Below are 12,862 nucleotides of genomic sequence, written 5' to 3' on the forward strand. Positions count from 1 at the left end.
ACCCTGATGAAAAAAGTGCTCACACTCTCGATGCTTGCCTTGTGTGTTTCTCATGGCGCGGCGGCAGCGCAATATGCGCTCGATAATGACTCCATTGCCCTCTCGTTTGATGACGCCAGTTCAACGGTAGTAGTGAAAGACAAAACGGCTAACCATCCGCTTACGCCGCAGGAGCTGTTCTTTCTGACCCTGCCGGATGAGACCAAAATTCACACCGCAGATTTTACAATTAAGCATGTAGAAAAACAGGACAACGCGATTGTCATTGATTTCACCCGTCCGGATTTTAACGTGACGGTGAAGCTGAATCTGGTGAAGGGAAAATACGCCAGTATTGATTACACCATTGCGGCCGTCGGCCAGCCGCGAGAGGTGGCGAAAATCACCTTCTTCCCGACGAAAAAGCAGTCTCAGGCACCGTACGTTGATGGCGCCATCAACAGCTCGCCCATTATTGCTGATTCGTTCTTTATCCTGCCGGATAAGCCAATCGTTAATACGTATGCCTATGAAGCGACGACCAATCTGAACGTGGAGCTGAAAACGCCGGTTCAGCCTGACGCGCCGGTCAGCTTTACCACCTACTTTGGTACGTTCCCGGAAACCAGCCAGCTGCGCCGTAGCGTAAACCAGTTTATCGACGCCGTGCGTCCACGGGCGTACAAACCCTATCTGCACTATAACAGCTGGATGGATATCGGCTTCTTTAACCCCTACACCGAACAGGATGTGCTGGGGCGGATGGATGAGTGGAATAAAGAATTTATCACCGGACGCGGCGTGGCGCTGGATGCATTCCTGCTGGACGATGGCTGGGACGATCGTACCGGACGCTGGCTGTTTGGCCCGGCCTTCAGCCACGGCTTTGGTAAGGTCAGGGAAAAAGCGGACAGTCTGCACAGTTCCGTCGGGCTGTGGCTCTCACCGTGGGGAGGTTATAATAAGCCGCGCGATATTCGCGTCTCCCACGCCAAAGAGTACGGCTTCGAAACGGTAGACGGGAAGCTGGCTCTCTCGGGCCCGCGCTACTTCAAAAACTTCAATGAGCAGATCATCAAGCTGATTAAAAACGAACATATCACCTCGTTTAAGCTCGACGGGATGGGCAACGCCAACTCGCATATTACTGGCAGCCAGTTCGCGTCCGATTTTGATGCGTCTATCGCCCTGCTGCATAACATGCGCAGCGCAAACCCCAATCTGTTTATCAACTTGACAACCGGTACCGACGCCAGCCCGTCCTGGCTGTTCTATGCCGACTCCATCTGGCGTCAGGGAGATGACATCAACCTTTACGGCCCCGGCACGCCGGTACAGCAGTGGATGACCTACCGCGATGCTGAAACATACCGCTCTATTGTGCGTAAAGGCCCACTGTTCCCGCTGAACTCGCTGATGTACCACGGGATAGTTAGCGCGGAAAATGCCTATTACGGACTGGAGAAGGTGCAAACGGACAGCGATTTTGCCGATCAGGTCTGGAGCTACTTCGCCACAGGGACGCAACTGCAGGAGTTATATATCACGCCATCAATGCTGAATAAGGTGAAATGGGACACCCTGGCGCAGGCAGCAAAATGGGCGCGAAATAACGCCAGCGTGCTGGTGGATACGCATTGGATCGGTGGCGACCCGACGGCGCTTGAGGTTTACGGCTGGGCCTCCTGGAGCAAAGACAAAGCCATTCTGGGCTTGCGAAACCCGTCAGATAAGCCGCAAACCTATTATCTGGATTTGGCAAAAGACTTTGAAATCCCGACAGGGGGCATGGCGCAGTTCAGTCTGAACGCCGTGTACGGCAGTAACACAAGCGTACCAGGAGAGTATCAAAAGGCCGTGGTGATTACGCTGCAGCCGCTGGAAACGCTGGTGTACGAGGCCATTCCTGCGAAGTAAAATAAACTGGCCCGGCGTGATTGCCGGGCCGATATATTACCCCTGCTGCTCCAGCGCATACTTATACAGTGCGTTTTTCTTCACGCCGTGGATCTCTGCCGCCAGCGCAGCCGCTTTCTTGAGCGGCAGTTCAGCCTGCAGCAGCGCAAGTGTACGAAGCGCATCGGCAGGTAATGCGTCCTCCTGCGCCTTATGTCCTTCGACAATCAGCACCATCTCGCCCTTGCGGCGGTTTTCGTCTTCCTTCACCCACGCCAGCAGTTCTCCTACCGGTGCGCCGTGAATAGTTTCCCAGGTTTTGGTCAGCTCGCGTGCCAGCACCACGTAGCGGGCTTCCCCCCAGACGGTCACCATATCTTCCAGGCTTTCCAGCAGGCGATGCGTAGATTCGTAGAAAATCAGGGTGCGCGGTTCAGCTTCCAGCGCTTTTAACACGTCGCGTCGGCCTTTGGATTTGGCAGGCAGGAAACCTTCATAGCAGAAGCGGTCGGAAGGCAGACCCGCAGCGCTCAGCGCCGCGATAGCCGCACATGGGCCAGGCAGCGGCACCACGCGGATCCCGGCTTCACGGCAGGTACGCACCAGATGGTAGCCGGGATCGTTAATCAGCGGCGTACCCGCATCGGAGACCAGGGCAATGTTCTGCCCCTCTTTCAGCTTCGCCACCAGCGTTTCGGCTTTTTGTTGCTCATTGTGATCGTGTAACGCGAACAAACGCGCGCTAATGGCGAAGTGCTGGAGCAGTAAGCCTGTGTGTCGGGTATCTTCAGCGGCAATTAAATCAACAGCCTGCAATACGGTAAGCGCACGTTGGGTAATATCAGATAAATTCCCGATAGGAGTAGGTACAATATAGAGCTGGCCTTGAGAATTATCTGCCGTTTCGTGTTGTTTCATTGTTTCGTCCGTATTGCCGATTTAATATTGAGCATTGCGTAAAAAAAATCACTGGATACAGTATGGTACCGTTAACGTTTCTTCGAAAAAAAGCCACGCGCAGCGTGCCGCTCCTGCTGGCAGCCCTGATCTTTGCAGGCTGTGGCACCCAGGCACCCGACCAGAGCACCGCCCATTTGCAGGGTTCTGCTCAGGCTGACTCTGGCTTTTATCTGCAACAAATGTCGCAGAGTTCAAATGATACCAAGACCAACTGGCAATTACTCGCCATTCGTGCACTGCTGAAAGAGGGGAAAACCCAGCAGGCTGCCGAATTGTTCAACCAGTTGCCAAAAGATCTGAATGATGTTCAGCGTCGTGAGCAGAGCCTGCTCTCTGCCGAGCTGAAAGTCGCGCTGAAAGATTACGATGCCGCGAAAAAGATCCTCGGGGATATCGACGTGAGCGCGCTGGACAAAAATCAGCAGGCTCGCTTCTGGCAGGCGGGCATTACCGCTGAACAGGGCCGCCCTTCCCTGACGCTGCTCCGTGCGCTGATCGCCCAGGAGCCTCTGCTCGGCGGGGCTGATAAGCAGAAAAATATCGATGCCACGTGGCAGGCGCTGGCCTCTATGACGCAGGAGCAGGCGCGTGCACTGGTGATCAATGCAGATGAAAACGTCCTGCAGGGCTGGCTGGATCTGCAGCAGATGTGGTTTAACAACCGCAACGATCCGAAGATGCTGAAAGCCGGTATCACTGACTGGCAGACCCGCTACCCGCAGAATCCGGGCGCGAAAATGCTGCCGACGCAGCTGGTAAACGTGCAGAACTTTAAGCCGGCCTCGACCAGCAAGATTGCACTCCTTCTGCCCTTAAACGGTCAGGCGGCGGTATTCGGTCGCACTATTCAGCAGGGTTTTGAAGCCGCGAAAAACGGCACGACGCCAGTGACGGGCAGCGCAGTACCGACCCAGGCAGCACAGGCGGCAAACGTGAACGACGTGGTCAGCCCTTCCGCCGCTGAAACCAGTGACCTGACCACCGCGCAGACGCCGGCACAGGGAACGATGCAGAACCCGGTAACGGCCCCTACGACGGCAACGCCAGCGCCGGCTGAAACTCAAGCAGCTCCGGCGACTGACGCCGCGTCTGAACAACCTCAACCGCAGAACGTTCAGCCTGCACAGCCCGCAGAACAAACGGCACAACCTGTCGCGCAAACACCGCCGGTGGCCACCACCAGCGCGAACCCGGGTGCTGAGCTGAAAATCTACGACACCAGTTCGAAGCCGCTTGACCAGGTACTGGCGCAGGTTCAACAGGATGGTGCGAGCATCGTTGTCGGCCCGCTGCTGAAAAACAATGTCGAAGAGTTGATGAAGAGCAATACCACGCTGAACGTGCTGGCACTCAACCAGCCAGAGCAGGTTCAGAACCGTGCCAATATTTGCTACTTCGCGCTGTCGCCGGAAGATGAAGCCCGCGATGCGGCGCGTCATATTCACGAGCAGGGTAAACAGGCTCCGCTGTTGCTCATCCCACGCAGTACGCTGGGGGATCGCGTTGCTAATGCTTTTGCCGATGAGTGGCAGAAGTTGGGCGGCGGCATTGTGCTGCAGCAGAAATTCGGCTCCGCGTCTGAACTGCGCGCGGGCGTCAATGGCGGAGCGGGCATTGCCCTCAACGGCAGCCCGGTCAGCGCAAGCCTGCCGCAGCAGCAGAGTGTGACCATTGGCGGTCTGTCGATCCCTGCGCCACCTACCGACGCGCAGATCAGCGGTGGCGGTAAAGTGGATGCAGCGTATATCGTTGCCACCCCGCAGGAAATCGCCTTCATCAAACCGATGATTGCAATGCGTAACGGTAGCCAGAGCGGCGCAACGCTGTACGCCAGTTCACGCAGCGCGCAAGGTACCGCCGGCCCGGATTTCCGTCTGGAGATGGACGGCCTGCAGTACAGCGAGATTCCCATGCTCGCAGGCAGCAACCCGGCACTGATGCAGCAGGCGCTGAGCACCGTCCGCAACGACTACTCTCTGGCACGTCTGTATGCCATGGGTGTCGATGCCTGGGCACTGGCGAACCACTTTACCCAGATGCGTCAGGTGCCGGGCTTTGAGCTTAACGGCAATACCGGCGATCTGACGGCCACTCAGGATTGTGTGATTAACAGGAAGTTATCATGGCTCAAATACCAGCAGGGGCAAATCGTCCCGGCCAGTTAAGCCGTAAAGAGACCGGTGACGCGTGGGAATTAAAAGCGCGTCGCTGGCTTGAAGGCAAAGGACTGCACTTTATCGCCGCTAACGTTCGCGGACGTGGCGGCGAAATCGACCTCATCATGAAAGACGGTGAGGTCATCGTGTTTGTAGAAGTTCGCTACCGACAGTCTTCCCGTTTTGGCGGCGCTGCCGCCAGCGTGACGTTCGCCAAACAACATAAATTATTACAGACTGCCCACTTGTGGCTTGCCCGCCATAATGGGAGTTTTGATACTGTGGATTGCCGGTTCGATGTGGTAGCCTTCACCGGCAATGCGATCGAATGGCTGAAAAACGCTTTTGGCGAAGACGCATAATTAAGATTTAAAAGGGATAACGTGCTCGAAAGAATTAAAGTGTGCTTCACTGAAAGCATCCAGACTCAGATTGCAGCGGCGGAAGCCCTTCCGGACGCTATCTCTCGTGCCGCCATGACGCTGGTGCAATCCCTGCTCAACGGCAACAAAATCCTCTGTTGTGGCAATGGCACTTCAGCCGCCAACGCACAGCATTTTGCTGCCAGCATGATCAATCGTTTTGAAACAGAACGACCGAGTTTACCCGCCATTGCACTTAATACCGATAATGTGGTCTTAACAGCGATTGCTAACGATCGTCTGCATGATGAGATTTACGCAAAGCAGGTGCGAGCCCTGGGTCATGCCGGAGATGTTCTGCTGGCAATCTCCACGCGCGGCAACAGCCGGGACATTGTCAAAGCCGTTGAAGCCGCCGTCACCCGCGACATGACTATCGTTGCCTTAACAGGCTATGACGGTGGTGAGCTGGCGGGTTTGCTTGGGCCGCAGGATGTTGAAATCCGCATTCCCTCTCACCGTAGCGCGCGCATTCAGGAGATGCATATGCTCACGGTGAACTGCTTATGCGATTTGATCGATAACACGCTTTTCCCTCACCAGGATGATTAAGGAGTTCTTATGAAGGCTTTATCGACCCTCGCAGTCCTTATGTCTGCATTACTGCTTCAGGGATGTATCGCTGCGGCTGTCGTGGGTACCGCCGCGGTTGGTACTAAAGCGGCAACCGACCCGCGTTCCGTAGGGACACAGGTCGATGACGGTACGCTGGAGCTGCGCGTCAACAGTGCGCTGTCGAAAGACGAACAAATCAAGAAAGAAGCGCGTATCAACGTCACGGCCTATCAGGGCAAAGTGTTGCTGACGGGCCAGTCGCCGAATACCGAACTCTCCAGCCGCGCAAAACAGATCGCAATGGGCGTTGAGGGCACCACGGAAGTCTTCAATGAAATCCGTCAGGGGCAGCCAATCAGCCTGGGTACCGCGTCGTCTGATACCTGGATAACCACTAAAGTACGCTCCCAACTGCTGGGCTCGGACCAGGTGAAATCCTCAAACGTGAAAGTGACAACGGAAAACGGCGAAGTGTTCCTGCTGGGTCTGGTCACCGACCGTGAAGGGAAAGCGGCGGCCGATATCGCCAGCCGGGTGAGCGGCGTGAAACACGTCACCACCGCCTTCACCTACATCAAGTAACCAGAACGTCTGACAGAAAGCCCGGTAAGCGGTAACGCTACCGGGCTTTTTTTTATACCAGTGCAATACTTCCTACTATCACCCCGCTCAGCGCCACCAGCCCCGCGGTCAGCCACAGCGCTTTCGCCGGGAATGACTTACGCAACATGACAAGCGACGGCAGGCTGATTGCAGGCAAGGTAATCAGCAGCGCCAGTGCAGGCGCGGTGCCCATCCCGGCCAGCATCATGGTCTGAACAATGGGAATTTCAGCGGCCGTTGGGATCACGAACAGGCAACCGGCAACGGCCATTGCAACGACCCACAGCAGCGTGTTGTCGATAGCCCCGTCAGCATGCGGGAACAGCCAGACGCGCGCCGCGCCCAGCACCAGAACCGCCAGGATATAGACCGGAATGGTGCTCCAGAAAAGTTGCCACAGCGCCCTGCCCCAGCGCGCGAAGAAGCCGCCCTGCGGTTCGCTGATATCCACGTCAACTGACGCAGGCGCTACGGTTTTGTCTTTCACCAGATGTTGCACCAGGGTCGCCACGACCAGCACCGTCAGCAGCCCGGCCACCAGACGAATAATGGCGAAATGCCAGCCCAGCACAAAGCCCATAAACACCAGCGTCGCCGGGTTTAACAACGGGTTCCCCATCCAGAAAGCAAGCGCACCGCCCATCGAGACGCGCTGACGACGCATCCCGGCGGCCACAGGCGCCGCACAGCACGAGCACATCATGCCCGGCAGGGAGAAAATCGTCCCCAGCAGCGTACCCTGAAAGCGGGGCTGACCGAGGGTTTTCACCAGCCAGTGACGCGGGATAAGCACCTGAATCAGCGAGCCCAGCAGGACGCCCAGTACCGCGGCTTTCCAGACGGCAAGGAAATAGATCATGGCGTAATCCCACGCCGCCTGAAGCGGGCTGGAATCAGCCTGAGCGAGAATAGATTTTCCGATACTGTGCGTTTCGGCGGCCGTGAAGGCTTTACCGTAATACGGCTGCCATTTCACATACCAGAGGCCGATGATGACCACGAGAAAGAAGAGCGCGGGCTTCCACCATTGAACAGGTGAAGCCGCCTGAGATGAAGACTGACCAGTCATAGCATTCCCCGGAGAGTAGTAGGTTATTAGCCGGGGGAGTTTACGCCTCGCCCTGTGCGATTTCACGCAGTTTTGCCGACGGGATGATATTCACGCCCTCCTTCGATGGCGAGAGCCCTTCTTTTAGCATCGCACGCGCCACGTCCGCTGCCTCAATGGATTTCCAGTTACCCGGCAGGATGCGGAACAGAGGCGCGAAAAACGATTCGTTAAAACGGCGTTCATCCCGATGCCCGAGCAGCATGGAGGGGCGAACAATGGTCAGTTGCTCCCACTTCTGGGCAATCAGCGCCTCTTCCATTTTGCCCTTCACCTTGTTGTAGAAAAAAGGTGACCCGGCATTGACACCGAGCGAACTGATCACCACAAAATGTGTTGCCCCCAGCTTTTTAGCCGTCAGCGCCGTATCGACCACCAGCGTGTAGTCCGCATGCACAAACGCCTCTTTACTGCCCGCTTCACGCAGCGTTGTACCGAGGCAGCAAAAGGCGATATCAACAGGATCCTGTACCTGCGCCAGTGCATCGGTAAGCTGCGGGTCGTGGGGGTTAAAGACGCCGGAGATATCCGCGAGAGGCCGACGCGTCGGGGCGGCAATATAGTTAACCCGGTGCTCCTGAAGCAGCAGCCGCAGCAGATGTCCGCCCACCAGCCCGGTCGCGCCGGTAATCAGTACCTGACTCATCTCATCTCCCCTTTACAGAATTGTCCGTTTGCGAACTCAGCGTCGTCGACCACACTTAGAAGTCTGTTACAGGTAAGTATTTACCACAAGCGGAGAAAAATCTGTCTGAAGCCAAAACAACGGAGGAAGCATGGGCAAGAAAATCGCAGTCTTGATCACCGACGAGTTTGAAGATTCAGAATTCACCTCGCCAGCCGAGGCATTTCGCAAGGCAGGACATGAGGTCATCACCATTGAGAAAGAGGCGGGTAAAACGGTGAAAGGCCATAAGGGCGAAGCCAGCGTGACCATCGATGAAACCATCGATAACGTCAGCCCGTCAGATTTCGATGCCCTGCTGTTACCCGGCGGTCATTCACCGGATTCCCTGCGTGGGGATGAACGGTTCGTGACCTTCACGCGAGACTTTGTCTCGACGGGCAAACCGGTCTTTGCCATCTGCCACGGTCCGCAGCTGCTCATCAGCGCAGATGTCGTGCGCGGGCGTAAACTCACGGCCGTAAAACCGATCGTTATCGATTTGAAAAATGCGGGGGCTGAGTTTTACGATCAGGAAGTTGTGAACGACAAAGATCAGCTGATCACCAGCAGGACCCCGGACGATCTGCCCGCGTTTAACCGTGAAGCGCTACGCCTGCTCGGCGCGTAGCCAGTGAAGCTTTGTGCCAAAGCCCAGGGTGTTATCGGTAAATTTCAGCTCATCAAGGCGGATTTCCCACACCGGAGCTTTTAGCGCAATGGCAACCGGAAAGCGGCGCGTGTAGCGTTTTCGCTGCGCGTCGCTCTCTTCTCCGTCCAGGCGGCGGATCTCCCCTTTAAACTGCAGGCCACGAATCAGCGCGACCGTTTTAGGCTGGCCGTTCACCGTGCCCGCCACCTTCGCCTGCGGACCCGACATTTGTGCATGACGGGTTTTATCCTCACTCAGGACATAAAAGGCGACACGCTCGGGATCGTAGTAATAAAACGCGTTTGCACACCACATTTCACCTTCGTCATACACGCACCAGGTGACGACATGCTGTTTTGACAGCCAGCGGTTAATGGTGGTCAGAGTTTCCATTTTCGCTCTCTCTCATGCTAAGGTGCGTTCACCTTAACATACTGAATCTGTTTACCGTGTGCTGGTTTCTCTATCTTGTTCGTACCGCCGATAACGCCCTGTACACCGGGATCACTACCGATGTGGCGCGGCGTTTTCTGCAACATCAAACGGGGAAAGGTGCCAAAGCGCTGCGGGGGAAAGGGGAATTACAGCTCGCCTTTTCGGCGCCCGTTGGCGACAGATCGCTGGCGCTCAGAATGGAATACCGCATTAAGCAGCTAACGAAGCGTCAGAAAGAGCGCCTCGTCACCGGAGACGGCTCCTTTGAGGCGCTTCGCGAGAGCCTGATTAAAAGCGATTGAAATGGTCGTGGTACTCAACCAGACCGTTCACGCCATTAAGCGCGTCATCCGCCAGACGGTGCACCTGGAAGGCGGATTCCGTTCCCGGCCAGCGGCAGCGGAGATCGTAATGCGCTGCCGGCTCGAAGCCTAAACGGCCATAGAACGTAGCATCTCCCAGCGTCACCACGGCGGCATAGCCAAATTCGTTGAGCGAGTCCAGCCCTTCGTAAACCAGCTGGCGCGCCAGCCCCTGGCCGCGGTAGTGCTCATCAACCGCCAGCGGTGCCATTCCTACCCACTGTAGCTCTTCGCCCTGAACGGTAACCGGGCTGAAGGCAACATAGCCCACCACCTGACCTTCGTCATCGGTGGCAACCAGCCCCAGCGTAATCAGGCCGTCTTCGCGGAGATCGTGGACCAGTTGCGCTTCGTCATCCCGCGCAAAAGAGCGGCGTAACAACGCATCGATACCCGGTGCATCAATCCCAATTTCGACTCGAATCAGCATGGCTCACCTACTGAAGTGTGTTTACTTTCCGGCGGGGTTTTCAGCCCCGCCTCAACGAAATCTGCCATTTGCATCAACATCACACGCAGCGCTTTCGGCATCTGCTCCAGCTCAATGGCATCCATTAAATTCTTTACGTACAGACCAAGTTCCGTATCGCCTTCGATAACCAGGCGGCGCTGGAAGAAGAGTGTGTCCGGATCCTGCTTACGCGCGGCGATCATCAGCAGATCGCTGGCGCTGGCGCTAAAGCTCACATCCGCGTCGGCGGACTCACGGACGATCAGTTGGTCATTCTCAACAGAGGTAAACCAGCGCAGCCCGATATCGTGGACGTCAATGCTTAACCAGCGCCCTTCCAGGAACTCCAGCTCACCGTCCTGCAGTGCCTGGCGGAATTGCCAGCTCAACACCTGCTCCAGCACCTGGCGTTTAAGCGCGAACGGGGCCAGTTTTACCGGCACGCTCAGCATTGATGGACCAAATTGTACGAGACGTGAACGCAGTTTATCCAGCACGAGCTTTACTCCCTGATAGCTATAGTCCTGCTATTTTGCCATATCCGAAGCACAACATAGCGGCGTAAATCAACAAACTGTCGTCAGGTGTACCTCATTATTGGTGCCATCAATACGCCATTAGCTGCCTTAAATCAAAAATTGTCGCGTATGGGTTAATTAAAATCCCAGCTCGTTAACAAATTTGCGATCGACTACATCAGGATAAATTATGGAGCTGCTCTGCCCAGCCGGAAATCTTCCGGCGCTTAAGGCGGCCATCGAAAATGGGGCCGATGCGGTCTATATCGGGCTGAAAGATGATACCAACGCCCGCCATTTTGCTGGCCTCAACTTTACGGAGAAAAAGCTTCAGGAAGCCGTTACCTTCGTCCACCAGCACCGCCGCAAACTGCATATCGCCATCAATACCTTCGCCCATCCTGATGGCTACGCCCGCTGGCAACGCGCGGTGGATATGGCAGCACAGCTGGGCGCCGATGCGCTGATCCTCGCCGACCTCGCTATGCTTGAGTATGCGGCAGAACGCTATCCTCATATTGAGCGTCACGTCTCCGTTCAGGCATCTGCCACTAACGAAGAGGCGGTGCGTTTTTATCATCGTCACTTTGATGTTGCCCGCGTGGTGCTGCCACGCGTGCTCTCTATTCATCAGGTTAAGCAACTCGCGCGCGTCACGCCAGTACCACTGGAAGTTTTTGCCTTTGGCAGCCTGTGTATCATGGCCGAAGGCCGTTGCTATCTCTCTTCCTATTTAACCGGCGAATCCCCCAATACCGTTGGGGCCTGCTCGCCCGCCCGCTTTGTTCGCTGGCAACAAACGCCGCAGGGGCTGGAATCGCGCCTGAACGACGTGCTGATTGACCGCTATCAGGATGGCGAAAATGCCGGTTACCCGACGCTGTGCAAAGGCCGCTATCTGGTAGACGGCGAGCGTTACCACGCGCTGGAAGAGCCAACCAGCCTTAATACGCTGGAACTGCTGCCAGAACTGCTGGCCGCCAATATCGCCTCGGTGAAAATTGAGGGCCGCCAGCGCAGCCCGGCGTACGTCAGCCAGGTGGCGAAAGTCTGGCGCCAGGCTATCGATCGCTGCATGGCAGACCCGCAGAACTACGCACCGCAACCGGCGTGGATGGAGACACTCGGTGCGATGTCCGAGGGTACACAAACCACGCTTGGCGCGTATCACCGTAAATGGCAGTGAGATAATCATGAAATATTCATTAGGGCCGGTGCTCTACTACTGGCCAAAAGAGACGCTGGAAGATTTTTACCACCAGGCCGCGACCAGCAGCGCAGATGTGATTTACCTCGGTGAAGCGGTATGCAGCAAGCGCCGCGCCACCAAAGTGGGCGACTGGCTGGATATGGCGAAAAGCCTCGCCGGAAGCGGTAAACAGGTGGTGCTCTCAACGCTCGCCCTCGTCCAGGCCTCCTCCGAACTGGGTGAACTCAAACGCTACGTAGAGAACGGTGAATTCCTGCTGGAAGCCAGCGATCTGGGCGTAGTGAACATGTGCGCCGAACGCAGGCTGCCGTTTGTCGCAGGCCATGCGCTGAACTGCTATAACGCCGTGACGCTGCGCCTGCTGCTTAAACAGGGGATGACGCGCTGGTGCATGCCGGTCGAACTCTCGCGCGACTGGCTGGCTAACCTGCTCAACCAGTGCGAAACGCTGGGTATTCGCAATCAGTTTGAGGTGGAAGTGCTGAGTTATGGTCATCTGCCGCTGGCCTATTCTGCCCGCTGTTTCACCGCCCGCTCTGAAGACCGCCCGAAAGACGAGTGTGAAACCTGCTGCATCAAATACCCGAACGGGCGCAGCATGCTGTCGCAGGAAAATCAGCAGGTGTTCGTCCTGAACGGTATCCAGACCATGAGCGGCTATGTGTATAACCTCGGCAATGAACTGGCGTCGATGAACGGTCTGGTCGACATGGTGCGCCTGTCACCGGTGGATACGGGCGTATTCGCCATGCTGGATGCCTTCCGCGCCAATGAAAACGGTGATGCTCCGCTGCCGTTAACCGCTAGCAGCGACTGTAACGGCTACTGGAAACGCCTCCCCGGGCTGGTGTTACAGGGCTGAAGAAGAAATGTAAAAGCTCACTTTGTTAA

At 56.3% G+C, this 12,862-nt stretch carries 15 protein-coding genes; 9 read left to right on the plus strand and 6 right to left on the minus strand.

Translation table 11 applies throughout. From position 1 onward, the window contains the following. Positions 1 to 6 precede the first annotated feature (6 nt). Positions 7 to 1,896 carry an enterotoxin gene (locus tag AB6731_RS16295; protein WP_163326576.1) on the plus strand — a complete coding sequence of 630 codons (1,890 nt, stop codon included), beginning with the start codon at positions 7 to 9 and terminating at the stop codon, positions 1,894 to 1,896. Positions 1,897 to 1,932: 36 nt separating this feature from the next. Here the strand turns inward: AB6731_RS16295 and rsmI are convergent, their stop codons facing one another. Next, a complete protein-coding gene (gene rsmI, locus AB6731_RS16300) occupies positions 1,933 to 2,793 on the minus strand; it encodes a 16S rRNA (cytidine(1402)-2'-O)-methyltransferase (protein WP_014171761.1) in 861 nt (286 codons plus the stop codon). 62 nt (positions 2,794 to 2,855) lie between these two features. Here rsmI and AB6731_RS16305 point away from each other — a divergent pair, with 62 nt between their 5' ends. Genes AB6731_RS16305 through dolP form a run of 4 tightly spaced genes read left to right on the plus strand, consistent with a single transcriptional unit; the run spans position 2,856 to position 6,550 of the window. Next, positions 2,856 to 5,000 (plus strand): penicillin-binding protein activator, encoded by a 2,145-nt coding sequence (locus AB6731_RS16305; RefSeq protein WP_183516736.1) that lies wholly within the window; start codon positions 2,856 to 2,858, stop codon positions 4,998 to 5,000. Continuing rightward, on the plus strand, positions 4,958 to 5,353 hold the full coding sequence (locus tag AB6731_RS16310; RefSeq protein WP_020883549.1) for a YraN family protein: 396 nt from the start codon (positions 4,958 to 4,960) through the stop codon (positions 5,351 to 5,353). The genes AB6731_RS16305 and AB6731_RS16310 overlap by 43 nt, the downstream gene beginning before the upstream one ends. A gap of 21 nt (positions 5,354 to 5,374) precedes the next feature. Further along, positions 5,375 to 5,965, plus strand: a complete 591-nt coding sequence (gene diaA, locus AB6731_RS16315; protein ID WP_003861754.1) for a DnaA initiator-associating protein DiaA — start codon at positions 5,375 to 5,377, stop codon at positions 5,963 to 5,965. A 9-nt stretch (positions 5,966 to 5,974) separates the two neighbouring features. Further along, positions 5,975 to 6,550 carry a division/outer membrane stress-associated lipid-binding lipoprotein gene (dolP, locus tag AB6731_RS16320; protein WP_014171764.1) on the plus strand — a complete coding sequence of 192 codons (576 nt, stop codon included), beginning with the start codon at positions 5,975 to 5,977 and terminating at the stop codon, positions 6,548 to 6,550. A gap of 52 nt (positions 6,551 to 6,602) precedes the next feature. On the opposite strand, the gene AB6731_RS16325 is transcribed toward dolP, so the two are convergent. Both AB6731_RS16325 and AB6731_RS16330 read right to left on the minus strand, forming a co-directional pair. Beyond that, complete coding sequence (locus AB6731_RS16325) at positions 6,603 to 7,640, minus strand: permease (protein ID WP_044866069.1); 1,038 nt, start codon at positions 7,638 to 7,640, stop codon at positions 6,603 to 6,605. Between the two features lie 40 nt (positions 7,641 to 7,680). Then, positions 7,681 to 8,325: an NAD(P)H-binding protein gene (locus tag AB6731_RS16330; protein ID WP_371006571.1), complete on the minus strand. Its 645-nt coding sequence runs from the start codon at positions 8,323 to 8,325 to the stop codon at positions 7,681 to 7,683. Between the two features lie 130 nt (positions 8,326 to 8,455). Here AB6731_RS16330 and AB6731_RS16335 point away from each other — a divergent pair, with 130 nt between their 5' ends. Next, a complete protein-coding gene (locus AB6731_RS16335; RefSeq protein ID WP_014171767.1) occupies positions 8,456 to 8,974 on the plus strand; it encodes a type 1 glutamine amidotransferase domain-containing protein in 519 nt (172 codons plus the stop codon). Here the strand turns inward: AB6731_RS16335 and AB6731_RS16340 are convergent. Then, positions 8,954 to 9,388, minus strand: a complete 435-nt coding sequence (locus tag AB6731_RS16340) for a YhbP family protein (protein ID WP_014171768.1) — start codon at positions 9,386 to 9,388, stop codon at positions 8,954 to 8,956. The two genes, AB6731_RS16335 and AB6731_RS16340, sit on opposite strands and share 21 nt — an antisense overlap. A gap of 14 nt (positions 9,389 to 9,402) precedes the next feature. Between AB6731_RS16340 and AB6731_RS16345 the strand changes: the two genes are divergently transcribed. Then, positions 9,403 to 9,732: a GIY-YIG nuclease family protein gene (locus AB6731_RS16345; RefSeq protein WP_014171769.1), complete on the plus strand. Its 330-nt coding sequence runs from the start codon at positions 9,403 to 9,405 to the stop codon at positions 9,730 to 9,732. On the opposite strand, the gene AB6731_RS16350 is transcribed toward AB6731_RS16345, so the two are convergent. Next, positions 9,719 to 10,222, minus strand: a complete 504-nt coding sequence (locus AB6731_RS16350; RefSeq protein ID WP_020883545.1) for a GNAT family N-acetyltransferase — start codon at positions 10,220 to 10,222, stop codon at positions 9,719 to 9,721. The genes AB6731_RS16345 and AB6731_RS16350 overlap by 14 nt on opposite strands. Beyond that, positions 10,216 to 10,740, minus strand: coding sequence for an SCP2 domain-containing protein (locus AB6731_RS16355; protein ID WP_014171771.1), 525 nt, complete (start codon positions 10,738 to 10,740; stop codon positions 10,216 to 10,218). The genes AB6731_RS16350 and AB6731_RS16355 overlap by 7 nt, the downstream gene beginning before the upstream one ends. A 211-nt stretch (positions 10,741 to 10,951) precedes the next feature. Here AB6731_RS16355 and AB6731_RS16360 point away from each other — a divergent pair, with 211 nt between their 5' ends. Beyond that, on the plus strand, positions 10,952 to 11,947 hold the full coding sequence (locus AB6731_RS16360; protein ID WP_020883543.1) for a peptidase U32 family protein: 996 nt from the start codon (positions 10,952 to 10,954) through the stop codon (positions 11,945 to 11,947). A gap of 7 nt (positions 11,948 to 11,954) precedes the next feature. Further along, entirely contained in the window at positions 11,955 to 12,833 is an 879-nt protein-coding gene (locus AB6731_RS16365) for a U32 family peptidase (RefSeq protein WP_032679043.1), read from the plus strand. The last annotated feature ends 29 nt before the right edge of the window (positions 12,834 to 12,862 follow it).

It is taken from the genome of Enterobacter sp. RCC_40, from assembly GCF_041360735.1.
Taxonomy (GTDB): domain Bacteria; phylum Pseudomonadota; class Gammaproteobacteria; order Enterobacterales; family Enterobacteriaceae; genus Enterobacter; species Enterobacter ludwigii.